The organism is Streptomyces sp. CA-243310, assembly GCF_050936775.1.
Classification (GTDB): Bacteria; Actinomycetota; Actinomycetes; order Streptomycetales; family Streptomycetaceae; genus Streptomyces.
The window spans coordinates 977,691-1,001,243 of the sequence record NZ_JBNJMF010000001.1; the positions used below are offsets into that span (position 1 = coordinate 977,691).

A 23,553-nucleotide genomic window follows, 5' to 3' on the forward strand; every position below is an offset into this window, starting at 1 on the left:
TCAGCGTTTCCCGTGGCGGACCCGGCGACCTGGCCGGGTCCGCCACAGCAGTTTCTGCCCGAGCAGGGTCAGGATGCCGGCGATCATGATGCCGGCGAGGTTCAACAGAAGTTGTTCCGCCGAGCCCCACATCTGGGCGAACTCGCCGTAGCCGAGTGCCACGGCGGCGTTCGCGGCGGCGGGGACGGTCGTGACCGAGATCGCCACGCCCACCAGTGCCCCGGACTTCGCCGAGGTCAGCGAGAGCACCCCGGCCGCGCCGGCCAGCAGGGAGACCACGAAGGAGAGCGAATCCGGCTTCCAGATGAAGCCGGTGTTCGGTCGGGGGCCGTCCAGCATGGCGACGTCGAACTGTCCGATCCCGTCCATCCCCAGGGTGAACACCGTGGTGGCGGCGATGGCGAGGGTGAAACCGATCAGCAGCGCGCCCAGCGAGCGCAGCGCGAGCACGGGCGCGCGTTGCACGACCGCCGTGCAGACCCCGGCGAGCGGGCCGAACTCGGGGCCGACCGCCATCGCGCCCACGATCAGGATGGCGTTGTCGAGGACCACGCCACAGGCCGCGATCATCGTCGCGAGCATCATGAAGGCGCAGTAGGTGACGGTGAGCGTGGACTCCTCGTGCGTCGCCTCGGTCAGGTGCTCCCACAGCACCGCGTCGGCGCCCTCGCCCGGCGCCTCCTCCTCGGCGGCGTCGGCCCGCTTCGACAGTGACAGGTCGATGTGGTCGACGGCGATCGAGCCGTCGTCGTCGATCCCGAGTGCCTTGAGTTCCCGGAGCAGTTCGTCACCGGCCTCCCGGGCGACGTCGCACAGGACGAGATCGCCGCGGGGGTCGCGGCCGGCGCCGGGCAGGACGACGAGGTGGGCGGTGCCGACCGTGGACTCCACGACGTCGACGACGGCGTCGGTGCGGTCGGACGGGGTGATCATCCGCAGATGCAGCATGGCCGCACCCTAGGCCCTGTCGTCGAAGTCCCGCCGGGCCCGCGGCCCTACCGGCGCCACTTCGACGACAGGACCCGACCCGCACGGCTCACAGCTTTCGCAGGCTCAACTTCTGGACCTTGTGGTCCGGGCCCTTGCGGACGACGAGCGTGGCCCGGCCGCGGGTGGGCGCCACGTTCTCCAGCAGGTTGGGCTTGTTGATGGTCCGCCACATGGTCTGCGCGTACTCCACGGCCTCCTCCTCGGAGACCTGCGTGTACTTGCGGAAGTAGGAGAAGGGGTTCTGGAAGGCGGTCTCGCGCAGCTTCCGGAAGCGGCCCAGGTACCAGCGCTCGATGTCCTCGGGGCGCGCGTCCACGTACACGCTGAAGTCGAAGTAGTCGGCGAGACCCACGCGGGTGCGGCCGTCCTTGCCGGGCAGGGCCGGCTGGAGCACGTTGAGCCCCTCGACGATCAGGATGTCCGGGCGGCGCACGACGAGCTGCTCGCCCGGGACGATGTCGTAGATCAGGTGGGAGTAGACGGGGGCGGTGACCTCGTCCTTGCCCGCCTTGATGTCCGCGACGAAACGGGTCAGGGCACGTCGGTCGTACGACTCGGGGAAGCCCTTGCGGGCGGTCAGGCCGCGGCGCCGGAGTTCCTCCATCGGGTAGAGGAAGCCGTCGGTGGTGACCAGCTCGACGCGCGGGTGCTCGGGCCAGCGGGCCAGGAGGGCCTGGAGGAGGCGGGCCACCGTGGACTTGCCGACCGCGACGGAGCCGGCGACCCCTATGACGAAGGGGGTGCCCGTCTGGGCGCCGTGGCCGTTGCCCGCGTCACCGAGGAAGGTGTTCAGGGTGCCGCGGAGGTTGTTGGTGGCGCCGACGTACAGGTTGAGCAGGCGTGACAGCGGCAGGTAGACGTCCCGCACCTCGTCGAGGTCTATCACGTCCCCCAGGCCCCGGAGCCGCTCGACTTCCTCGGCGGTGAGGGGGAGGGGCGTCCGTTCGCGCAGGGCGCTCCACTCGGCCCGGGTGAGGTCGACGTACGGGGAGGCGTCGGGGGCCCGGCGATGGCCGGTGCGCTCCGTTGCGCGGTCCGGCGTGCTTCGTGGCGGCGAAGTGATCACCCTGCCATTGTCGGGGCTCCGGACCGCTTGTGGATGGTGTGGTCGGTCACGTGCGGCGGGGTCCGGGGCGGGGGCGTGCCGGCGGCTGGTCTCGATTCGACGCCACGGTCGGTATCGCCGGGGTCACGATTGGCGCCGATGGCCGAATAAACCCAATGGGGTCATCGGGTTTTACTTTATCTTGATACGCGTCGCAGCTCCGATGTGCGCCCCTCACCTGGGCGTTTCCGGGGCACTCCGGCATGCCTTTCGACTTTTCCGTGTACCGCTTTTCCGTGTACCGCCCGTGGGGGAGAAACACCGTGCGTTCCGCTCTTGTCCGTCGTACCGTCCTGACCGCTTCCGCCGTGTCCCTGACGCTGCTGGCCACCGCCTGCGGCTCGGACAAGGCCTCCGACACCAAGACGGACGGCAAGGCGTCCGCCCCGGCCGCTCCCGCCGCCAAGGGGAAGACGGCCGCCGAGCTGGCGCCGCTCCTGGTCACGCAGGCCGAGCTGCCCACGCACAAGATCGAGCCGTTCAAGGAGGAGAAGACCGCCCCGGTCGACTCCGACAAGCCCGAGTGCAAGGTGCTGGCGCAGGCCCAGTCCATGCAGCCGCTCGCCACGTCCACCGGCGTGGGCCGGATCATGACCGTCGAGCTGCCCAAGCCGGCGGCCGAGGGCGCGAGCGTGGACGAGAAGCTGGAGGCGGCCATGGGCGCCCTGAAGTCGACGGCGACCTCGGTCACCCTCTCCTCCTACGACGGCAAGGGCGCCGAGGACGCGTTCGCCTCCGTCAAGACCGCGATCACGGCCTGCGCCGGCGGCTTCGCCGTCACGCAGCAGGGGGAGAAGACCCCGATCGGGAACGTCACCTCCGAGCCGGTGACCTCCGGTGACGAGGCCGCCGGGTTCTCCACCGTGATGGACATGGGCGACGGCCAGAAGAAGAAGACGCACACGGTCGTCGTGCGCAAGGGCAACGTCCTGGCGACGTTCTGGGCGCTGAACCTGGCCGGCGATTCCGAGCAGCCGAAGGTCGTCGTCGACGCGCAGGTCAAGAAGCTCGGCTGACTCCTCGCGGCACTGCCGTCCCCACCGCCCCGGCGTGTCCGCCGGGGCGGTGTTTTTTCGTCCTGTTCAGGTACCGGGCAGGAGGCCGACCACGGCGTACCCTGCCGCCTATGTGCGGAATTGTGGGTTACGTAGGAGCGCAATCTGCGCTCGATGTGGTCATCGCCGGACTCAAGCGACTGGAATACCGCGGCTACGACTCGGCAGGGGTCGCCGTGCTCGCGGACGGGGAACTCTCCTCCGCGAAGAAGGCCGGAAAGCTCGTCAACCTGGAGAAGGAACTGGTCGGGCACCCGCTGCCGGCCGGATCCACGGGCCTGGGGCACACGCGGTGGGCGACCCACGGCGGGCCCACCGACGTCAACGCGCACCCCCATCTCGACAACGCGGGACGCGTGGCCGTCGTGCACAACGGGATCATCGAGAACTTCGCCGAGCTGCGCGCCGATCTGGCCGAGCGCGGCCACCGCCTGGAGTCCGAGACGGACACCGAGGTGGTCGCCCACCTGCTGGCGGAGCGGTTCGAGGCCTGCGGGGACCTCGCCGAGGCGATGCGGCAGGTGTGCCGTCTCCTCCAAGGGGCGTTCACGCTGGTCGCGGTGCACGCCGACCAGCCGGACGTGGTGGTCGGGGCGCGCCGCAACTCGCCGCTGGTGGTGGGCGTGGGGGAGAACGAGAACTTCCTGGCCTCGGACGTGGCCGCCTTCATCGCCCACACCCGGTCCGCGATCGAGCTGGGCCAGGACCAGGTCGTCGAACTGCGCCGCGACGGGGTGACGGTGACCAACTTCGACGGCTCGGTCGCCTCCGTGCGGGCGTACCACGTGGACTGGGACGCCTCGGCGGCCGAGAAGGGAGGGTACGACTACTTCATGCTCAAGGAGATCGCCGAGCAGCCGAAGGCCGTCGCCGACACCCTCCTGGGCCGCATCGACGCGAGCGGCCTGCTGACGCTCGACGAGGTGCGCATCCCGCCGTCCGTGCTGCGGGAGGTGGACAAGGTCGTGATCGTGGCCTGCGGCACGGCGTACCACGCGGGAATGATCGCGAAGCTGGCCATCGAGCACTGGACCCGCATCCCCTGCGAGACGGAACTGGCCAGCGAGTTCCGCTACCGCGATCCGATCCTCGACCAGCGGACGCTGGTGATCGCGATCTCGCAGTCGGGCGAGACCATGGACACCCTGATGGCGCTGCGCCACGCGCGCGAGCAGGGCGCCAAGGTGCTGGCCGTCTGCAACACGAACGGCTCGACGATCCCGCGCGAGTCGGACGCCGTGCTGTACACGCACGCCGGCCCCGAGGTGGCCGTCGCCTCGACGAAGGCGTTCCTCACCCAGTTGGTGGCCTGCTACCTGGTGGCGCTGTACCTCGGGCAGGTGCGGGGCACCAAGTGGGGCGACGAGATCGAGTCGGTGATCCGGGAGCTGTCGGACATCGCGGCGGCCGTGGACACCGTCCTGGAGACGATGGAGCCGGTACGGCAGCTCGCGCGCTCGCTCGCCGACAAGAACACCGTGCTCTTCCTCGGCCGGCACGTGGGCTACCCGGTGGCGCTGGAGGGCGCGCTCAAGCTCAAGGAGTTGGCGTACATGCACGCCGAGGGCTTCGCGGCGGGCGAGCTGAAGCACGGGCCGATCGCCCTGATCGAGCAGGACCTGCCGGTGGTGGTGGTCGTGCCGTCGCCGCGCGGGCGCTCCGTGCTGCACGACAAGATCGTGTCGAACATCCAGGAGATCCGGGCGCGTGGTGCGCGGACGATCGTCATCGCGGAGGAGGGCGACGAGGCGGTGGTCCCGTACGCCGACCACCTGATCCGGATCCCGGCGACGCCGACGCTGCTCCAACCGCTCGTGGCGACCGTTCCGTTGCAGGTGTTCGCGTGCGAGCTGGCGACGGCGCGGGGCAACGAGGTGGACCAGCCGCGTAACCTCGCCAAGTCGGTGACCGTGGAGTGAGCCAAGCACGCGGGCGCCGATCCGTCGCCGCGGCGGTGACGGGGGAACACGGGCTGCGTGGGAGTGGTGGGCGTCGTGATTGTCGGTGTGGGGATTGACGTGGCCGAGATCGAGCGGTTCGGCGCCGCGCTGGAGCGGACGCCGAACCTGGCCCGACGGCTCTTCCTCGACTCCGAGTTGACGCTGCCGAGCGGCGAGCGGCGCGGTACCGCCTCGCTCGCCGCCCGGTTCGCGGCCAAGGAGGCACTGGCCAAGGCGCTCGGCGCGCCCGGCGGGCTGCTGTGGACCGACGCCGAGGTGTACGTGGAGGAGACGGGGCAGCCGAGGCTGCGGGTGTCCGGGACCGTCGAGGCCCGGGCGCTGGCCCTGGGTGTGAAGTCCTGGCACATCTCGTTGAGCCACGACGCCGGCGTGGCGTCGGCCGTGGTGATCGCCGAAGGGTGACGTCCGCCCGGCCGGACGGGCCGGGGTCGCCGGGGCCGCCGCCGGGATTTCGGGCAGGCTGGTGCCATGCGTACTGCTTACAGCGTGGAGACCGTACGGGCCGCCGAGCGCGAGCTGATGGCCGGGTTGCCGCAGGGCGCCCTGATGCTGCGGGCGGCGGCCGGACTGGCCGCCGTGTGCGCGGGCCTGCTGACACGGCGTCGGGGCAAGGTGTACGGGGCGCGGGTCGTACTGCTCGTGGGCCCCGGTGACAACGGCGGCGACGCCCTGTACGCCGGCGCCCGGCTGGCCCGGCGCGGCGCCGGGGTGACGGCGGTGCCGATGGAGCCCGCCCGGGTGCACCCGGGCGGGCTCGCCGCGCTGCTGGCCGCGGGGGGCCGGATGGCGTCGGACGTCCCGGGGCGCGCCGACCTGGTCGTGGACGGGCTCGTCGGGATCGGCGGGCGGGGCGGCCTGCGCGCGGAGGCCGCCGCGCTGGTGGAACGGATCCCGACGGGCGCGACGGTGGTCGCCGTGGACCTGCCGAGCGGGGTGGACGCGGACACCGGGGAGGTGGCGGGGCCCGCCGTGCGGGCCGACGTCACGGTCACGTTCGGGGCGCACAAGCCCGGCCTGTTCATCGACCCGGGGGCCGCGCTGGCCGGGGTGGTGCGGCCGGTGGACATCGGGCTCGCGCTGCCCGCGCCGGAGCTGGAGGCCCTGCAACACGCCGACGTGGCCCGGCTGCTGCCGGAGCCGACGGCCGAGAGCGACAAGTACCGGCGCGGTGTCGTGGGCATCGTCGCCGGCTCGGCGCGCTACCCGGGCGCGGCGGTGCTGGCCGTGGCCGGCGCGCTGCGCGGCGGCGCGGGCGCGGTGCGGTACGTGGGCCCGGCGGCGGACGCGGTGCTCGCCCGGTACCCGGAGACGCTGATCGGGCCGGGCCGGGTGCAGGCGTGGGTGGTCGGGCCGGGGCTGGGGGACGCGCGGTCCGACGAGGTCGCGGGCGTGCTGGCGCGGTCCGACGTACCGGTACTGGTCGACGCGGACGGGCTGCGCGGCCTGGACCCCGAGGTGCTGCGCGGGCGGTCCGCGGCGACCCTGCTGACCCCGCACGCGGGGGAGGCGGCGGCGCTGCTGGGCGTGTCCCGGCAGGAGGTGGAGGCGGGGCGGCTGGCGGCGGTGCGCGCGCTGGCGCGCCGCTACGGCGCCTCGGCCCTCCTGAAGGGCTCCACGACGCTGATCGCCTCCGACGGCGATCCGGTCGTCCGGGTGAACCCGACGGGGACGCCGTGGCTGGCGACCGCGGGCAGCGGGGACGTGCTGTCCGGGGTGGCGGGGTCGCTGCTGGCGGCGGGACTCTCCGGGGCGGACGCCGGGGCCGTGGCGGCGTACCTGCACGGACTCGCCGGGCGGTTCGCCTCCGACGGGGCGCCGGTCCTCGCGCAGCAGGTCGCGGACGCGGTGCCGCGGGCCTGGCGGGACGTACGGTCCGCGTGACGCCGCGCCGGTTCGGCCGCCGACGCGCGGTGCCTGTTCGCACCCCGACACGCGGGGGAACGGAGCCACCGGGGGCTTCTGAGAGACTGTGCGGGATGAACGAGACACCGACGCGCGTCTACGCCGAGATCGACCTTGCCGCCGTGCGGAGCAACGTGCGCGCGCTGCGCGAGCGGGCACCCCGGGCCGAGCTGATGGCCGTCGTCAAGTCGAACGGATACGGGCACGGGGCCCTGCCCTGCGCCCGCGCCGCCCTGGAGGCCGGGGCGACCTGGCTGGGGACCGCCACGCCCGAGGAGGCGCTCGCGCTGCGCGCCGCCGGCATCGAGGCGCGGATCCTGTGCTGGCTGTGGACGCCCGGCGGCCCCTGGCGGGAGGCCGTCGAGGCCGACCTGGACGTCGCGGTCAGCGGGATGTGGGCGTTGGAGGAGGTGCGGGAGGCCGCGCGCGCCGCCGGGCGTCCCGCGCGGATCCAGCTCAAGGCCGACACCGGGCTCGGGCGCAACGGCTGCCAGCCCGCCGACTGGGCCGAACTCGTGGGCGCCGCCGTCGCCGCGCAGGCGGAGGGGACCGTCGACGTCACCGGCGTCTGGTCGCACCTCGCCTGCGCCGACGAGCCCGGCCACCCCTCGATCGCGCTCCAGCTCGCCGCGTTCCGCGACATGCTCGCTTACGCCGAGAAGGAGGGCATCGAGCCCGAGGTGCGGCACATCGCCAACTCGCCCGCCACGCTCACGCTGCCGGAGACCCACTTCGACCTGGTGCGCTGCGGGATCGCCGTGTACGGCGTGTCGCCCGCGCCCGAGTTGGGCACCCCGGCCCAGCTGGGGCTGCGGCCCGCGATGTCCCTGAAGGCGTCCGTCGCGCTCGTCAAGAGCGTCCCCGCCGGCCACGGAGTCAGCTACGGGCACCACTACGTGACGGACCGGGAGACCCGACTGGCCCTGATCCCCACGGGCTACGCCGACGGGATCCCGCGCCACGCCTCCGGCTCCGGCCCCGTCCTGGTGGGCGGGGAGGTCCGGCGGGTGGCCGGGCGGGTGGCCATGGACCAGTTCGTCGTCGACATCGGCGACGCCGACGTCGCGGCCGGCGATCCGGCGATCCTCTTCGGCCCCGGTGACCTCGGCGAACCCACGGCGGAGGACTGGGCTCAAGCGGCGCACACGATCGCGTATGAGATCGTCACCCGTATCGGGGGGCGCGTGCCCCGGGTGTACCGCAACGGCTGAGTGAGGACGGCGACGGCGTGAGCGAGAACTGGCGCAAGGCCGGCTGGGCCGGAGCCGCGATCGGGGTGATGGCCGCCGGCGCGGCGGCCGGTGTCGCCGTCGAACGGATCACGGTGGGCCGCGGCATCCGGATGAAGGCCCGGCTGGCCCTCGACGCCGCCGGGGACTACGGCTCCCTGCGCGGCACCGAGGGGACCGCCCTGGCCGAGGACGGCACCGAGCTGTACTACGAGGTGGACGAGCTGCCCGCGGAGGATCCGGGCAAGCGGCGCCGGCTGCGCCGCAGGACCCCTCCGGCGGTCACCGTCGTCTTCTGCCACGGCTACTGCCTGGGCCAGGACTCCTGGCACTTCCAGCGGGCCGCCCTGCGCGGAGTGGTCCGCGCCGTGTACTGGGACCAGCGCAGCCACGGCCGCAGCATGCGCGGCCTCGCCCAGGCCGCCGGCGAACCCGTCACCATCGACCAGCTCGGCCGCGACCTCAAGGCCGTCCTCGACGCCGCCGCCCCCGAGGGGCCGCTGGTGCTGGTGGGGCACTCCATGGGCGGCATGACCATCATGGCGCTGGCGGAGCAGTTCCCCGAGCTGGTGCGCGACCGCGTCCTGGGGGTGGCACTGGTCGGCACCTCCAGCGGTCTGCTCGGCGAGGTGACGTACGGGCTTCCCGCGGTCGGGATGGGCGCCGTGCGCCGGCTGCTGCCCGGGGTGCTCAAGGTGCTCGGCTCGCAGGTGGAGCTCGTGGAGCGGGGCCGGCGGGCGACCGCGGACCTCTTCGCGGGCATGATCAAGCAGTACTCGTTCGGTTCGCGGGACGTGGACCCGGGCGTCGCGCGGTTCGCCGAGCGGCTGATCGAGGCGACGCCGATCGACGTGGTCGCCGAGTTCTACCCGGCGTTCCAGATCCACGACAAGACCGTCGCGCTCCAGCGGTTCGCCGGGATCCCCGTCACCGTGATCGCGGGCGACCGGGACATGATCACCCCGGCGGAGCACAGCGTCGCCATGAAGGAGGCCCTGCCGGCCGCCGAACTGGTGGTCCTGGAGAGCACCGGGCACCTGATGATGCTGGAGCGCCCGGAGATCGTGACCGGGCTGCTGACCGGGCTGCTGGCCCGCACCGGAGTCGTGCCGGACACGCGATCCGAAGCCGCTAACGTTGGCGGGCATGGAAGAAGCACCGCGGGAAGCGCAGCGCAGCCAGGCTCCTGAGGCCGGCGCCGCCACCGAGACCCTGATCACCGTCGACTCGCCCGAATCCATGCAGGAACTGGGCCGTCGCGTTGCCGCCCTGCTGCGCCCCGGCGACCTGGTCCTGCTGACCGGCGAACTCGGCGCCGGCAAGACCACCCTCACCCGGGGCCTGGGCGAGGGCCTGGGCGTGCGCGGGGCCGTGACCTCGCCGACCTTCGTGATCGCCCGGGTGCACCCCTCGCTGGTCGGCGGACCGGCGCTGGTGCACGTGGACGCGTATCGGCTCGGCGGTGGCCTGGACGAGATGGAGGACCTCGACCTCGACGTCTCGCTGCCCGAGTCCGTGGTCGTCGTGGAGTGGGGCGACGGGAAGGTCGAGGAGCTCTCCGACGACCGGCTGCACGTGGTGATCGCCCGGGCGGTGGGGCACGAGGAGGTCCTGGACGACGTGCGCCGGGTCACGGTGCGCGGCATCGGATCGCGCTGGGCGGACGCCGGGCTCGCGGGGCTCACCGAAGCGATCGGGCGGGTGGATCGGGCCGCGCGGTAAAAGGTACCGACAACTCGTCGGGAAAACGTTGCGCCGGTGGGTGCGCTCGTGGTGACATGGTAGCGAGCGCTGGTTAGGTTTACCTAAGTACGGCGTCCCGGGCCCGTCCAGGAGGCATCCATGTCGGCAGTAGGAGCAGCAGCGGGAGCGGAGCGAACCGCCCGCACGGTCGTGTCCATGCGGGCCCTGCTCGCCTCGTGCGCCGCCGCCACGGCCGTCTCGACGCCGCCCGCGTGGGAACCCGCCACCCCGGCATCCGCGAACACGGAACAGGCCGCTCCGGAGTCCGAAGCGGCCTGATTCCCACATACGGGTGAAACGGGCGGACCCGCGGGCGGATCGGGGACGCGGGTCGGGGACCGCGCGTCGCGGTCCGGAAACGCGCGTCCTGCGACGCGCGCTCAGGGAACGACGACGACCTTCGAGTTGATCGTCGCGAACGTCCACATCGCGTCACCGTCGAGCCGCGACATGCGGATGCCGCCGGTCTTCTTGGCCGGGTCCGGTGCCGGCGTCTTGCCGTCCACCCGGGCGCTGAACCCGATCGAGACGCCGTCCACGCTCGCGAACCGCACCACGTGCTCGATCGGCGCCCCGTCCGAGCCGGGCACCGCGCCCGCCCGGGAACCGACGACGTAGGTGCCCGCCGCCGGGTGCACCGTGCTCGGCGTCACCGTGAAGGTCTTCGCGGCGCGACCGTCCGCGGCCACCAGCCAGACCCGCTTCCCGGACACCGAGTACACGACGCGCTCGCCCGTGCCCGAGCCCTCCGGCACGGCCGTGGTCTTCGCCGGGTCCGGCTTGGCGGGGGACTGGCTCGGAGCGCCGGACGCCGGTGCCTGCGGGGAGGCCTTCACGGGGTGCGCGGGCGCCGTCGCGGAGGCCTGGTAGCCGAGGAAGCCGACGGCGGCGAGCGCCGCCACGGTGAGCCCGGCCACGATTCCCGAGCTGCTGCGTGCCACCTTGCTCCACCTCTCCGCGCGGTCCTGAAGTCCTGTGCCGAACGATCCGACCGGGCCTGCCCCGGGGCGTTCGGGCGGTACCTCTCGGTACCCCGGTCGAAAGGTAGCAGTCAGGGTGCCCGGCGACCGGCCGCAAGGGCCCGGGGCCCCGGAGTCGTAGGCTGTTCGCGTGCTCTTGCTCGCTGTAGATACCGCCACGCCCGCCGTCACCGTCGCCCTGCACGACGGCGAGTCCGTCCTCGCCGAGTCGAACCAGGTCGACGCCCGCCGCCACGGGGAGCTGCTGCTGCCCTCCGTCGACAAGGTGCTCGCCGCGGCCGGGCTGAAACTCGACGCCGTCACCGGCATCGTCGTCGGCGTCGGCCCCGGCCCCTACACGGGACTCCGTGTCGGCCTCGTCACCGCCTCCACCTTCGCCTCCGTCCTCGGCGTCCCCGTCCACGGCCTGTGCACCCTCGACGGCCTCGCGTACGCCGCGGGAGCCGCCGGCGTCGAGGGCCCCTTCGTCGTCGCCACCGACGCGCGGCGCAAGGAGGTCTACTGGGCCCGCTACGAGGACCCGCGCACGCGCGTCGGCGAACCCGCCGTGGACCGCCCGGCCGACATCGCCGAACAGGTCGCGGGCCTGCCCTCCGTCGGCCAGGGCGCCGTGCTCTACCCGGACGTCTTCACCGACGCGCGGGCCCCCGAGCACCAGTCCGCCGGCGCCCTCGCGGCCCTGGCCGCGGAACGACTGGCGGCCGGGGCGGAGTTCCTGCCCCCGACGCCGCTGTACCTGCGGCGACCCGACGCCCAGGTACCCAAGAACTACAAGGTGGTCACCCCGCAGTGACGGCCCCGACCGTGGTGCTGCGCGACATGCGCTGGTGGGACATCGAACCGGTGCTGGAGCTGGAGCACGCGCTCTTCCCCGAGGACGCCTGGTCCGCCGGGATGTTCTGGTCCGAACTCGCCCACGCACGCGGCCCCCGCGCCACCCGCCGCTACGTGGTCGCCGAGGACGCGGCCGGTCGACTGGTCGGCTACGCCGGACTGGCCGCCGCCGGCGACCTGGGCGACGTACAGACCATCGCGGTCGCCCGCGAGCAGTGGGGCACCGGTCTCGGCGCCCGGCTGCTCACCGACCTGCTGCGCGCCGCGACCGCCTTCGAATGCGCGGAAGTGCTCCTGGAAGTGCGCGTGGACAACACGCGGGCCCAGAAGCTCTACGAGCGCTTCGGTTTCGAGCCCATCGGATTCCGACGCGGCTACTACCAACCGGGCAACGTCGACGCGCTCGTGATGCGCCTCGCCGACCCCGCGAACTCCCTGAGCTCCGCACAACCCGTGAGAAGTGAGTCCCATGGCTGACGAACCCCTCGTCCTCGGCATCGAGACCTCCTGCGACGAGACCGGCGTCGGCGTCGTCCGCGGCACCACCCTGCTGGCCGACGCCATCGCGTCGAGCGTCGACGAGCACGCCCGCTTCGGCGGGGTCGTCCCCGAGGTCGCCTCCCGGGCGCACCTGGAGGCGATGGTGCCCACCATCGAGCGCGCCCTGAAGGAAGCCGGGGTCAGCGCCCGCGACCTCGACGGCATCGCCGTCACCGCCGGCCCGGGCCTCGCCGGCGCCCTGCTGGTCGGCGTCTCGGCGGCGAAGGCCTACGCGTACGCCCTGGGCAAGCCGCTGTACGGGGTGAACCACCTGGCCTCGCACATCTGCGTCGACCAACTCGAACACGGTCCGCTGCCGGAACCGACCATGGCCCTGCTCGTCTCCGGCGGGCACTCCTCGCTGCTTCTGGCCCCGGACATCACCACCGACGTACGACCGCTCGGCGCGACCATCGACGACGCGGCGGGCGAGGCCTTCGACAAGATCGCGCGCGTGCTCCAGTTGGGCTTCCCCGGCGGCCCGGTCATCGACCGGCTCGCACGCGAGGGCGACCCGAAGGCGATCAACTTCCCGCGCGGACTGACCGGGCCCCGTGACGCGGCGTACGACTTCTCCTTCTCCGGGCTCAAGACGGCCGTGGCCCGCTGGATCGAGGCGAAGCGGAAGGCCGGCGAGGACGTGCCGGTGCGCGACGTGGCGGCCTCGTTCCAGGAAGCCGTCGTGGACGTGCTGACCCGCAAGGCGATCCGTGCCTGCAAGGACGAGGGCGTCGACCACCTGATGATCGGCGGCGGCGTCGCGGCCAACTCCCGGCTCCGCTCGCTGGCCCGGGAACGCTGCGACGACGCGGGGATCGTGCTGCGGGTGCCGCGGCCGAAGCTGTGCACCGACAACGGCGCGATGGTGGCGGCGCTGGGCGCGGAGATGGTCAGGCGGAACCGGCCGGCCTCGGACTGGGACCTGTCCGCGGACTCCTCGCTGCCGGTGACGGACCCGCACGTGCCGGGGACCGCGCACGACCACGACCACGGCGGCCACGCGCACGGACACTCCCACTCCCACTCACACGATCACGTGCACGAGCTGAGCAAGGACAACCTCTACTCGTGAGCACCGTGACGCTGATGTGGGAGGCCCGCGCCGTTGCCGGGCGGGGCAACGAACTGCTGGAGTGGGCCCGTTCCCGGGTCCTGGCCCGCGAACCGCTGCGTCGCGAGGTGTTCCGCGCCGCCCAGGACCGGGTGCTGGTGCTCACCTGGTGGGACGCCCCCGAGGGAGCGGCGGCGGAACTCCCCGAACTGCCCGAGCCGGACGCGGACCTGATCACCCGGGCGGTGCACCGCTGGCGGTTCGAGTCGGTGGAGGTCACGGGCGGCTGAGCCGGGGCCTTCGGCCGAGCGCGGCGGGGCCGGCGCCTTCGGCCGAGCGCGGCGGGGCCGGTGCGGCAGCGGCCCGGTGGCGGTTTCCGCGCCGTCGGTCCAGGCCGCCTCCGGCGGTCCTGGAGCGGGTCCCGCTACGGTCGTGCGCATGCCTCGCCGTGACCTGCCTCCTCCGCCCCCGCCCGCGCACCTGCGCGAGTGGCTGGACGAGTCCGTCGTACGGGCGGACCGCGCGCGCTCCCTGGCGGAACTCGTCCGGCACAACCTCGGCATCGAGCGGCTCCTGCTGCTCTGGGCCGTCGCGGCCGTCTTCGCGCTCGGCTGGTCCTTCGTCGGCATGGCCCTGATGGCCTTCGAGGAAGGCGGTCCCCTCGACTGCGTCCTCGGCCTCGTCTTCGCCGCGCTCGCCGCCGGCGTGCTGGTGTCCGCCGGCATCTGGTTCGGCCGGGGCGCCCGACTGGACCGGCGGATACGGCAACTGCAGTGCGCCTGGGCGGCCTCGGACCGCGACCCGGCCGCCGACCGCCGGTTGCGCGCCCCCGGCCGGAGCCTGGCCTGGCTGCTGTCCTCCCTCGCCCTGGGCGCGCTCGGCCTCCGGGTGACCTTCGGGGCGGCGGCCGGGCCCCGGCCGGGGGAGGGCGCGTACCCGGAACTCGTCCTGACGATGGGACTCGGCCTGATCCTGTGGGTCACCGCCCTGCTGGGCCTCGGCAAGGCCGGCGCCCACTACCGCTGGGCGCTGTGCGCCCTGCGAGCCGCCGGACCCTTCGGGCGGCCCGCGTCGTCCGGGCGGCTCAGTCCCGCGGCGCCGGCGCGCCGATCAGCATCGACGGGGCGCCCGCCACACGCGTCAGGAACACGGTCGCGGAGTTCGGGCCCTGCGGTTTGACCTTCCTGCGCAGCTCCTCGGGCTCGATCGCCGAACCCCGCTTCTTCACGGTCAGCACGCCCACCCCGCGCTCGCGCAGCAGGGCCTTGAGCTTCTTGAGGCCGAAGGGCAAGACGTCGGTGATCTCGTACGCGGTCGCGTACGGGGTCGCGCGCAGCTCGTCGGCGGTGATGTACGCGATGGTCGGGTCGATGAGCCGGCCGTCCAGCCGCTCGGCGACCTCCGCGACCAGATGGGCGCGGATCACGGCGCCGTCGGGCTCGTACAGCCAGCGCCCGACCGGGCCGGCCTCCGGATCGGGCAACGGGTCGGCGGTCTCCAGCGCGCGCGGTCCGGGCAGCAGGGTGGCGCGCACGGTGCCGGGGGAGGTCCCGAACCACAGCACGGCCTCCTTGACGTCGCCCTGGTCGGAGATCCACTCGGCCTCCGCCTCGGCGGGCACGGCCTCGTGCGGGATCCCGGGGGCGATCTTGACGGCCGCGTACCGCGCGGCCCGCGCGGCCTCCACGGCCCAGGAGAGCGGCGGCGAGTAGCCCTCGGGGTCGAAGATCCGCCCGCGCCCGCCGCGCCGGGCCGGGTCGATGAAGACGGCGTCGTACCCGGTGGTGTCCACGTCCGTCACGTCGGCTTCCCGGACCTCGATCAGGTCCGCCAGCCCCAGCGCCTCGGCGTTGGCCCGAGCGACCGCGACCGTCAGCGGGTCGTGGTCCACGGCCAGCACCCGGATCCCCAGGCGAGCCAGGGCCAGGGCGTCGCCGCCGATGCCGCAGCACAGGTCGGCGACACTGCGCACCCCCAGGGCGGCGAGCCGCCCGGCGCGGTACCCGGCCACCGACGCGCGGGTGGCCATCTCCCCGCCGCCGGGCGTGAAGTACATCCGGAACGCGTCCTCGGCCCCGAACTTCGGGACCGCCCGCTGCCGCAGCCGGGCCTGACCGAGCGCGGCGGAGACCAGCGCGGCCGGGTGCTCGCGGCGCAGCCGGGTGGCGAGGGCGAGCTCCTGGGCGGGGTCGTGGTCGCGGAGCGAGGCGAGGAGGGCGTCGCCCTCGGGAGTGAGCAGTGCGGCGAAGTCTTCGGGGGTCACCGGTTCATTGTGGGCCAGTCGATGGAAGGTCCGGATCCGGTCGAGGTGTCGCCGCGGACGCGCCGGGTGGTGCTGTAAGGATCCGGCGTTATGCAGCCTGTACGACAAAAGGGAAATAAGACGCAACAAGGTCACCGGTCAGCGGCGCGTCCGCGCGGCCGGTACGGCGTGGCCCTCGCCGCGCTGCTGGTCGCCGCCCTCGGCACGGCGTGCAGCTCCACGGAATCGGGCACCGCCACGAAGCCCAAGACCGGCGCCGAGGGCGCCGCGGGCGCGCTCGTGAACCCCGCCGAGCGCGCCAAGGCCGCCCAGCAGGCCCGGGTCGCCGCGGCGAAGCGCTGGGGCCTGGCGAAGGTCCCGCTGGTCGCGCCGGCGCCGCCCAAGGTGAAGCCGGAGATCACCACGCGGGACGGCTTCGAGGTCGAGGACCAGTCGGAGTACCCGCCGGTCTTCACCACGGTCCCCACCGAGGAGAAGGTCGTCTTCCTGACGGTCGACGACGGGGCCGAGAAGGACCCCGAGTTCCTGAAGATGATGAAGGAACTCAAGATCCCGTACACGGCGTTCCTCAGCGACTACGTCGTGAAGGACAACTACCCGTACTTCAAGGAGATGCAGGCCGCCGGCGTCACCCTGAACAACCACACGCTCAACCACCGCTACATGCCCGCGCTCTCCTACGAGCAGCAGCGCGAGGAGATCTGCGGCCAACAGGACACGATCCAGAAGCAGTTCGGCAAGCGGCCGAGCCTCTTCCGGCCGCCGTACGGCAACTACAACCAGGACACGCTGCGCGCGGCCAAGTCCTGTGGCATCAAGGCGGTCCCGCTGTGGAACGCCGAGGCCTTCCCCAACCGCATGGACTGGCGCGAATGGGACCGGGACCTGCACGCGGGCGACATCATCCTCACCCACTTCCGCGGCAAGGAGGACTGGAAGGCCACCATGACCGACATGGTGCGCCACACCCTCAAGACGGTCACGGACAAGGGCTTCGCCATCGGCCGCCTGGAGGACTACGTCTGATCCCCGTCGACTGATGCACGTCTGATGCACGTCTGATGCGAGTCGACTGATCGGTGTCGACCGGTCCGTGTCGACCGACGAGCGGTACGCGTGCGGAATCCCTCCCCGCGGGGAAACCGGCTCCGCACGCCTCCGCCGCACCTTCGGCACCGTGCGTTTCGGCCGCCCCGACTGGTCATATCAGCGGAATATCCCCATCCGGGTATACATTCCGCACGTGCGTATGACTTTCAAACACCCTTCCCGTACTGCTCCTTCAGGGGGCGCGCGCCACTTCGGCGGTCGTCCCCTCGGCCCCGCCGCCCGTCGAGGTCTGGCCGGGGCGCTCGCGGCCGGCGCCCTCGTGGCGTCGCTGGCGGGATGCGGCAACAGCGTGGAGCCCATCGAACGACTGGGCCGCAAGACCAAGCCGGAGACGGGTGCCGCCTCCCCGTCCGCCTCGGCCCCGGTGTCGAGCGCCCCCGCCGGAGCGCCCGCGACGGAGGAGCAGCCCTACCGGAAGTGGGGTCTGAAGGCCCCGGTCGCGTACGCGCCCAAGCCGGCGCAGAAGCCCCGACTCCCCAAGCCCGCCCCGGGCAGACCGGCGTTGGTGGACCGGATACCCGTGGCCCCCTCCGAGAAGGTCGTCTTCCTGACCTTCGACGACGGAGCGGAGAAGAACCCCGAGTTCCTGAAGATGGCGGCCGACCTGAAGCTGCCGATCGGCATGTTCCTCACGGACAACGTGGCCTCGTCCGACTACGGGCACTTCCAGGCCCTGCGCGACAACGGCAGCGGCAGCACGATCAACAACCACACCCTGACCCACCCCAACCTCCGGACCCTGTCCTACGCGGCGCAGAAGAAGGAGATATGCGGGCAGCAGGAACGCCTGGCGAAGCGGTTCGGCGCCAAGCCGACGCTCTTCCGGCCGCCGTTCGGCAACTACAACGACGACACCCTCAGGGCCGCCTCCGAGTGCGGCATATCGACGGTCGTCCTCTGGCGGGCGTCGATGCAGATCAACGACTTCCAGTACGCCGAGGGCTCGGCCCTCAAACCGGGCGACGTCATCCTGGCCCACTTCCGCGGCCCCTCGGAGCTCAAGGGCTCCACCGAGATCGAGATGACGACCCGGATGCTCAAGCGCATCCAGGAGCAGGGCTACGCGATAGGCCGCCTGGAGGACTACCTGTAGGCGGACCCCGCGGGAACGGACCGCACGGAGCCGCCGCGGAGGCGGACCCGCCCGGGGCGGAGCACTCCCGGGCGGACCACCCCCGGCGGCCTACCCGGGGGCGCCGGCGACCGTCGCGGACCGGTCCTCCGTGCCCGCCACCACCGGGGTGATCGTCGTCTCCGCCGGGCCGCGGGCGTCCGCCTCGCGTTGGCGTTCCGCGCTGTCGCTGATCCGCAGCAGCAGGGCGATCATGATCCAGTTGGCCAGGAGCGACGAGCCGCCCTTCGCCAGGAACGGCAGTGCCTTGCCCGTCAGCGGGATCAGGCCCGTCACACCGCCCGCCACCACGAAGACCTGGAGCGCCAGCGCCGCCGACAGGCCCACCGCGAGCAGCTTCCCGAACGGGTCGCGCGCGGCCAGCGCCATCCGCAGGCCCCGCTGGACGAGGAGCGCGTACAGGAGCAGCACCGCCATCACCCCGGCCAGGCCGAGTTCCTCGCCCACGGTGGTCAGGATGAAGTCGCTGCGCCCCGCGAACGCGATCAGTTCGGGGTGGCCCATGCCGAGGCCGGTGCCGGTGACGCCGCCCGTGCCGAAGCTGAACAGCGCCTGTGCGGACTGGTCCGAGACGACCCCCGGCGGCCGGTCCTTCCAGTAGTAGGAGAGCGGATTCAGCCAGGCGGCCACCCGCCCCTTCACGTGCGGTTCGGTCGAGCCCACCACGAAGGCGCCCACCGAGGCCATCAGCACCCCGCAGACGATCCAGCTGGTGCGCTCGGTGGCGACGTACAGCATCACCACGAACACGCCGAAGAAGATCAGTGACGTACCCAGGTCGCGTTCGAAGACGAGCACCAGCATGGACAGGATCCACACGGTGATGATCGGCCCGAGCTGTCGCATGGGCGGCAACCGGACGCCCAGGAACCGCCGGCCCGTCAGTGCCAGCGAATCCCGGTGGATCACGAGGTAGCCCGCGAAGAAGATCGCGATCATGATCTTGACGAACTCGCCGGGCTGGAGCGAGAACCCGCCGACGACGATCCAGCGCTTCGCGCCGTACGTGTCGGCCGGCGAGAACACCGGGGCGATCAACAGCACCAGCGCCACGGCCATCGTGATGTAGATGAACCGTTGCAGCAGCCGGTGGTCGCGCAGCAGCGCCACCACGAGGATGCAGGCGGCGACCCCGACCACCGTCCACAACAGTTGGCCGGGAGCGTTCGCGTCCGAGTTGTACCGCTCGATGTACCCCTGGTCGAGCCGGTGGAGCAGGACCAGCCCCAGTCCGGTCAGCAACATGGCGAGCGGGAAGATCAACGGATCCGCGTACGCCGCGAACCGGCGGATGCCCAGGTGCCCCACCAGTGACAGCAGCGACAGGCTGATGACGAAGCCGGTGAGGTTGCGCGGCAGCTCGTCGTTCATCGCCAGGCTCGCCGAGCAGTGGCCGAGGGTGGCGATGCCGACGACGAGGACGAGGAGGAACGCCTCGGTGCGGCGCCGCGCGCCCGCCTCCGTCAGGGGCCTCAGTCCACGCACGGGACGCCGCCACCGTCGATCTTCTCCGGCTGTGAGGGCCCGGGAGACGGCGGTGCGGGCGGCGGTGAAGACGGCGGGGACGACGCGCCCGGTCCGGAGGGAGCGGCGCCCGGCGCGCTCGGACTCGCAGGGGCCTTGGGCCCGATCTGCTCGGCAATGAGGCGCTTTATCTTCATATCATCTACGACGTTGATGTCCCCGTCATGGTTCCTTGCGAAGCCCTCGACGGGGAGTGTCGAAAATTGCACTTTCCCGCCGGACAGGTTCTTGGCCTGCTTCACGAACGACAGCAGATCCCAGCCGGCGTCGGTCACCACGTCCTCCTTCGCCGCGTCGACCAGCTTGATCAATTTCACCGGGTCCGTGAAGGTGTCCGCCTCGTTCAGCTTCTTCGTCGCGCCCGCCAGGAACGCCTGCTGCCGCTTCGTCCGATCCAGGTCACCGCCCGGCAGCCCGTGCCGCTGCCGCACGAAGGCCAGGGACTGCCGCCCGTTCAGCGTCTGCGGGCCGGCGGGGAAGTCCGCACCCGAGTACCTGTCCTTCACCGCCTTGTTCAGACACACCGGCACCCCGCCCAGGGCCTCCGCCAGGTGGTGGAAACCGGCCAGGTTCAGCTCGGCGAAGTGATCGACCGGCACGCCCAGGAAGGTCCGTACGGTCTCGATCTCGGCCTTGCGTCCCGCCTCCCGGCCCTCCCGCTCCAGCCGCCGCCGGTCCTTGACCCCCTCGCCCGCCAGCTGCTCCTCGCGCAGCGCCTTCGCCCGCCCGTAGGCCTCCTTGATCTTGGCCTTGCCGGTGCCCGTGCCCGGCGCCCGGCCCGGCATCCCGCGCAGTTCCACGTAGTCGTCGCGGGGGATCGAGAACGCCCGGGCCCGGCTCCCGTCGCCGGGCACGTGGAGCAGGATCAGGGTGTTGGCGTTGTAGCCGCCGATGTCGGAACTGCCCGCGTGCAGCTTGTCGAGGATCGCGTCCGGGAGCGGGTCTCCGTTCTGGTCGCGCCGGCTGTCCAGCCCCATGAGGAGGATGTTCGTGTCGCCGTGCGCCGACTTCTCGGCTCCCTCCAGGGCCTTGGAACTGCCGATGCTCGACGACAGGTCCCGGTAGACGTACCAGGCGGCGCCGCCGGCCAGGACCGTCAGCACACAGCCGGCGGTCAGCAGGGTGCGGCCGAGGCGGCGACGCCGAGGCAGGCGGCGGCTGGTCTTCCTGCGGTGCGCGCTCATGCCTGTCGATGCTGGGGGAGCCCCGCTGAAGGAAACCTGAGGGTCCTGAAGGCGCCTTCAGGCCGTGCCTGCCCGGGACCCGGGACGCACCTCAGGCCGGGCCTGCTCCGGGACCGGGGATCCGGAGGACGAGGAGGGCGCCACCGCCCGGAGCGATCCCGGCGCGGACGTCACCGCCGTGGGCGCGGGCGATCTCGCGGGCGATGGGCAGGCCCAGCCCGGTGCCACCGCTCGCCCGCCCCCGGTCCGCGTCCAGCCGGACGAACCGCGCGAACACCCGCTCCCGGTCGGCCTCCGGGATCCCCGCGCCGTCGTCGGACACCTCCAGCACCCGCCACGCCCCGTCCGTGGCCGCCCGTACGACGACGCCCGCACGGGCATGGCGCAGCGCGTTGTCCACCAGGTTGGCCAGCGCCCGCTCCAACCGCGCCGGATCCCCGTACGCGGGTACGGACGCCCCCGCCTCCAGCCGCACCGGCACCCGGGGCGCCGGCCTGCGCGCCACGTCCTCCGCCGCCAGCAGCGCCAGGTCCAGCGGTTCCGACCGGGGCGGCGGAGCGCCGTCGAGGCGGGCCAGCAGCAACAGGTCCGCCGCGATCCGCTGGAGCCGCTCGGTGTCGGCCAGCGCGGCCGCCACCGATGCCCGGTCGGGCCGCGCCAGGGCCACCTCCAGCCGGGACCGCACGGCCGCGAGGGGGTTGCGCAGCTCGTGCGAGGCGTCCGCCGTGAACTGCCGCTGCCGGGCGTCGGAACGCTCCAACCGGTCGAGGGTGGCGTTGACGGTCCGGGCGAGCCGCGCGATCTCGTCGGCCCCGCCCGGATCCGGGACCCGGCGACCGGGCTCTCTCGCGGTGACGGCCGCCAACCCGGTACGGATCGCCGTGACCGGGCGCAGTGCCTGCCCCGTCACCCACCAGGCCAGCGCAGCGGCGAAGGCGATCAGCGGGGGCGCGCCGGCGAGCAGCCCGACCCCGATGGCGCGCGTCGCGTCGTCCACGTCGCGCAGGACGGTCATCGCGTACACGGTGTACGGGCCCTCTCCCCCGGGCGGCCCCGGCGAGCGGACCACCACCGCCGCGCCCCGCTCCGAACCGGCGCGCCCCACGGGCACCACGGCCGACCGGGAGTCCTCCCCGGCCGCCGGGCGCAGCCCGTCGAGGTCCGGGGCGCCGCGCGGATCCCCGCTGGTGGCGACGGCCCGCCCGGCCGCGTCCCGGACGAGGACGAGGTCCACCCCGCCCTCGGGCGCGGCCAGTCGGCCGCCGGGCGGCAGGGTGCGGGCGTCGAGCTGCGCGACGACCTTCCGTGCGGCCAGCTCCGTGCGCCCGGTGGTGTTGTCGAGCAGATTGGCCCGCAGCAGCGCGTACAGCCACAACCCGCCGGCGCCGAGCACCGCGGCCATGGCGAGGGCGGCGGCCACGGCCGCCCGGGCCCGCAGGGTCCTAACCACCGTCGGGTGCCATCCGGTAGCCGGTCCCGTGCACGGTGAGGATGGAACGGCGGCCGAACGGCGCGTCGATCTTCCGGCGCAGCGAGGACACGTACACCTCGACGATGTTCGGGTCGATGGCGTGCGGGACGTCCCAGACCTCGTCGAGGATGTCCTGCTTGGCGACCGCCCGGCCCGCCTGCTCCATCAGGCAGGCGAGCACGCCGAGTTCGCGCGCGGTGAGTTCGATGTCCCGCTCGCCGCGCCGGCAGCGGCGCCCGGACGGATCCAGGACGAGATCGCCGGCCCGCAGGACGCCGACCCGCGGGGTGCCGGCGCGGCGGGCGAGCGCGCGCAGCCGCGCGGCCAGCACGACGAACGAGAACGGCTTGGTCAGGTAGTCGTCGGCGCCCGCGTCGAGCCCGTCGGCCTCGTCGTGCTCGCCGTCCTTGGCGGTCAGCATCAGTACGGGCGTGCGGTCGCCGTGGGCGCGCAGGCGGGTGCAGATCTCGTGGCCGCCGAGGCCGGGGAGCATCAGGTCGAGGAGCACGGCGTCGTACGGGCCGCCGGTGAGCGCGAGGTCGAGGCCGCGGTGTCCGTCGTGGGCGACCTCGACCCAGTGACCGTCAGCGGACAGGCCGAGCCGCAGGGACTCGGCCAGCCCCTCTTCGTCTTCGACCACCAGGATGCGCACGGCTCAAGCGTCACATATCGGTCGCCGGAGCCGATGTCGGGCCGGACCTGAGCCGGCGGCACGTATCGCCGCGCGCCGGCCGACCCCCGCGGTGTCGTGCGGGGTCGGCGCCGTGACGGCCGCTCCGAACGCCTGCCCGAGGGGCAGGTCGGGCGGCTTCCGGGGAGTCGGCGCAAGGGCCCGGACGCCCCCGCCCGCAGGGCGGCCCGCCCCGGACGGGCGGCTCGAAGCGCGCCTCGCCGAGAGGCAAATTGGCACTCCGCTTGACCGAGTGCTAATCGCCGGAATAGTGTCGCACCTGGCACTCGCCCCTGGTGAGTGCCAACACAGCGACAGGCAGGTCCGGCACCCGCGACGACGGATCGACCTGGTCGCCACCTCAGACAGTTGACCCCGGATCTCCGAAGGGGGAGGTCGGATCGTGACGACCACCAGCTCCAAGGTTGCCATCAAGCCGCTCGAGGACCGCATCGTGGTCCAGCCGCTCGACGCCGAGCAGACCACGGCCTCCGGCCTGGTCATCCCGGACACCGCGAAGGAGAAGCCCCAGGAGGGCGTCGTCCTCGCGGTCGGTCCGGGTCGCTTCGAGGACGGCCAGCGTCTCCCGCTGGACGTCAGCGTCGGCGACATCGTGCTGTACAGCAAGTACGGCGGCACCGAAGTGAAGTACAGCGGCGAGGAGTACCTCGTCCTCTCGGCTCGCGACGTACTCGCGATCGTCGAGAAGTAGTCGAAACGAAGCAGGCAAGGGGAGCGATCCCCTTCCTCTTCACCAGTTTTGCTTTGAGCTGCGCCCCTGGTCACCCCGCTGATTGCCGGGCGGCGAG

The 23,553-nt window shown here is 72.8% G+C and carries 24 protein-coding genes; 16 read left to right on the plus strand and 8 right to left on the minus strand.

Features of this window, described 5'->3' with window-relative positions:
* Both ACQEVM_RS04700 and coaA read right to left on the minus strand, forming a co-directional pair.
* The gene (locus tag ACQEVM_RS04700; protein WP_433075241.1) at positions 1-948 is read right to left on the minus strand and encodes a DUF389 domain-containing protein; all 948 of its coding nucleotides are present in this window, start codon (positions 946-948) and stop codon (positions 1-3) included.
* Positions 949-1,036: 88 nt separating this feature from the next.
* Positions 1,037-2,056, minus strand: coding sequence for a type I pantothenate kinase (coaA, locus tag ACQEVM_RS04705; protein WP_433075244.1), 1,020 nt, complete (start codon positions 2,054-2,056; stop codon positions 1,037-1,039).
* Positions 2,057-2,358: 302 nt separating this feature from the next.
* Between coaA and ACQEVM_RS04710 the strand changes: the two genes are divergently transcribed.
* The 8 genes from ACQEVM_RS04710 to ACQEVM_RS04745 all read left to right on the plus strand — a co-directional run bounded on the left by ACQEVM_RS04710 (position 2,359) and on the right by ACQEVM_RS04745 (position 10,264).
* The gene (locus ACQEVM_RS04710; protein WP_433075247.1) at positions 2,359-3,111 is read left to right on the plus strand and encodes a hypothetical protein; all 753 of its coding nucleotides are present in this window, start codon (positions 2,359-2,361) and stop codon (positions 3,109-3,111) included.
* A 110-nt stretch (positions 3,112-3,221) separates the two neighbouring features.
* On the plus strand, positions 3,222-5,069 hold the full coding sequence (gene glmS / locus ACQEVM_RS04715) for a glutamine--fructose-6-phosphate transaminase (isomerizing) (protein ID WP_433075250.1): 1,848 nt from the start codon (positions 3,222-3,224) through the stop codon (positions 5,067-5,069).
* Between the two features lie 75 nt (positions 5,070-5,144).
* Positions 5,145-5,513, plus strand: a complete 369-nt coding sequence (locus tag ACQEVM_RS04720; RefSeq protein WP_433075253.1) for a holo-ACP synthase — start codon at positions 5,145-5,147, stop codon at positions 5,511-5,513.
* A 66-nt stretch (positions 5,514-5,579) separates the two neighbouring features.
* Positions 5,580-6,992: an NAD(P)H-hydrate dehydratase gene (locus ACQEVM_RS04725; RefSeq protein WP_433075256.1), complete on the plus strand. Its 1,413-nt coding sequence runs from the start codon at positions 5,580-5,582 to the stop codon at positions 6,990-6,992.
* Positions 6,993-7,087: 95 nt separating this feature from the next.
* Positions 7,088-8,224: an alanine racemase gene (gene alr, locus ACQEVM_RS04730; RefSeq protein WP_433075259.1), complete on the plus strand. Its 1,137-nt coding sequence runs from the start codon at positions 7,088-7,090 to the stop codon at positions 8,222-8,224.
* Positions 8,225-8,292: 68 nt separating this feature from the next.
* On the plus strand, positions 8,293-9,432 hold the full coding sequence (locus tag ACQEVM_RS04735; RefSeq protein ID WP_433079805.1) for an alpha/beta fold hydrolase: 1,140 nt from the start codon (positions 8,293-8,295) through the stop codon (positions 9,430-9,432).
* Complete coding sequence (gene tsaE / locus ACQEVM_RS04740) at positions 9,389-9,964, plus strand: tRNA (adenosine(37)-N6)-threonylcarbamoyltransferase complex ATPase subunit type 1 TsaE (RefSeq protein ID WP_433075262.1); 576 nt, start codon at positions 9,389-9,391, stop codon at positions 9,962-9,964. The genes ACQEVM_RS04735 and tsaE overlap by 44 nt, the downstream gene beginning before the upstream one ends.
* A 120-nt stretch (positions 9,965-10,084) precedes the next feature.
* The gene (locus tag ACQEVM_RS04745; protein WP_433075265.1) at positions 10,085-10,264 is read left to right on the plus strand and encodes a hypothetical protein; all 180 of its coding nucleotides are present in this window, start codon (positions 10,085-10,087) and stop codon (positions 10,262-10,264) included.
* A 101-nt stretch (positions 10,265-10,365) separates the two neighbouring features.
* Here ACQEVM_RS04745 and ACQEVM_RS04750 read toward each other — a convergent pair whose 3' ends face one another.
* Positions 10,366-10,926 carry a hypothetical protein gene (locus ACQEVM_RS04750; protein ID WP_433075268.1) on the minus strand — a complete coding sequence of 187 codons (561 nt, stop codon included), beginning with the start codon at positions 10,924-10,926 and terminating at the stop codon, positions 10,366-10,368.
* 169 nt (positions 10,927-11,095) lie between these two features.
* Here ACQEVM_RS04750 and tsaB point away from each other — a divergent pair, with 169 nt between their 5' ends.
* The 5 genes from tsaB to ACQEVM_RS04775 all read left to right on the plus strand — a co-directional run bounded on the left by tsaB (position 11,096) and on the right by ACQEVM_RS04775 (position 14,569).
* Entirely contained in the window at positions 11,096-11,758 is a 663-nt protein-coding gene (gene tsaB / locus ACQEVM_RS04755) for a tRNA (adenosine(37)-N6)-threonylcarbamoyltransferase complex dimerization subunit type 1 TsaB (protein ID WP_433075271.1), read from the plus strand.
* Entirely contained in the window at positions 11,755-12,276 is a 522-nt protein-coding gene (gene rimI, locus ACQEVM_RS04760; protein ID WP_433075274.1) for a ribosomal protein S18-alanine N-acetyltransferase, read from the plus strand. The genes tsaB and rimI overlap by 4 nt, the downstream gene beginning before the upstream one ends.
* The gene (gene tsaD / locus ACQEVM_RS04765) at positions 12,269-13,411 is read left to right on the plus strand and encodes a tRNA (adenosine(37)-N6)-threonylcarbamoyltransferase complex transferase subunit TsaD (RefSeq protein WP_433075277.1); all 1,143 of its coding nucleotides are present in this window, start codon (positions 12,269-12,271) and stop codon (positions 13,409-13,411) included. The genes rimI and tsaD overlap by 8 nt, the downstream gene beginning before the upstream one ends.
* Complete coding sequence (locus ACQEVM_RS04770) at positions 13,408-13,680, plus strand: hypothetical protein (protein WP_433075280.1); 273 nt, start codon at positions 13,408-13,410, stop codon at positions 13,678-13,680. Before tsaD ends, ACQEVM_RS04770 begins: the two co-directional genes overlap by 4 nt.
* A 148-nt stretch (positions 13,681-13,828) precedes the next feature.
* Complete coding sequence (locus ACQEVM_RS04775) at positions 13,829-14,569, plus strand: hypothetical protein (protein WP_433075283.1); 741 nt, start codon at positions 13,829-13,831, stop codon at positions 14,567-14,569.
* Here the strand turns inward: ACQEVM_RS04775 and ACQEVM_RS04780 are convergent.
* Positions 14,475-15,653, minus strand: coding sequence for a class I SAM-dependent methyltransferase (locus ACQEVM_RS04780; protein WP_433075286.1), 1,179 nt, complete (start codon positions 15,651-15,653; stop codon positions 14,475-14,477). The genes ACQEVM_RS04775 and ACQEVM_RS04780 overlap by 95 nt on opposite strands.
* Positions 15,654-15,743: 90 nt before the next feature.
* Here ACQEVM_RS04780 and ACQEVM_RS04785 point away from each other — a divergent pair, with 90 nt between their 5' ends.
* The gene (locus ACQEVM_RS04785; protein WP_433075289.1) at positions 15,744-16,679 is read left to right on the plus strand and encodes a polysaccharide deacetylase family protein; all 936 of its coding nucleotides are present in this window, start codon (positions 15,744-15,746) and stop codon (positions 16,677-16,679) included.
* Between the two features lie 223 nt (positions 16,680-16,902).
* Complete coding sequence (locus ACQEVM_RS04790) at positions 16,903-17,856, plus strand: polysaccharide deacetylase family protein (RefSeq protein WP_433079807.1); 954 nt, start codon at positions 16,903-16,905, stop codon at positions 17,854-17,856.
* 90 nt (positions 17,857-17,946) lie between these two features.
* Here the strand turns inward: ACQEVM_RS04790 and ACQEVM_RS04795 are convergent, their stop codons facing one another.
* From ACQEVM_RS04795 to ACQEVM_RS04810, 4 genes are all read right to left on the minus strand, one after another.
* Entirely contained in the window at positions 17,947-19,380 is a 1,434-nt protein-coding gene (locus ACQEVM_RS04795) for an FtsW/RodA/SpoVE family cell cycle protein (RefSeq protein WP_433075292.1), read from the minus strand.
* Complete coding sequence (locus ACQEVM_RS04800; RefSeq protein WP_433075295.1) at positions 19,368-20,603, minus strand: LCP family protein; 1,236 nt, start codon at positions 20,601-20,603, stop codon at positions 19,368-19,370. Before ACQEVM_RS04800 ends, ACQEVM_RS04795 begins: the two co-directional genes overlap by 13 nt.
* 91 nt (positions 20,604-20,694) lie before the next feature.
* Positions 20,695-22,053, minus strand: a complete 1,359-nt coding sequence (locus ACQEVM_RS04805) for an ATP-binding protein (RefSeq protein ID WP_433075298.1) — start codon at positions 22,051-22,053, stop codon at positions 20,695-20,697.
* The gene (locus ACQEVM_RS04810) at positions 22,046-22,726 is read right to left on the minus strand and encodes a response regulator transcription factor (RefSeq protein ID WP_433075301.1); all 681 of its coding nucleotides are present in this window, start codon (positions 22,724-22,726) and stop codon (positions 22,046-22,048) included. The genes ACQEVM_RS04805 and ACQEVM_RS04810 overlap by 8 nt, the downstream gene beginning before the upstream one ends.
* Positions 22,727-23,147: 421 nt before the next feature.
* On the opposite strand from ACQEVM_RS04810, the gene groES reads away from it, so the two are divergent.
* Positions 23,148-23,456: a co-chaperone GroES gene (gene groES / locus ACQEVM_RS04815; protein ID WP_053682586.1), complete on the plus strand. Its 309-nt coding sequence runs from the start codon at positions 23,148-23,150 to the stop codon at positions 23,454-23,456.
* Positions 23,457-23,553 lie beyond the last annotated feature (97 nt).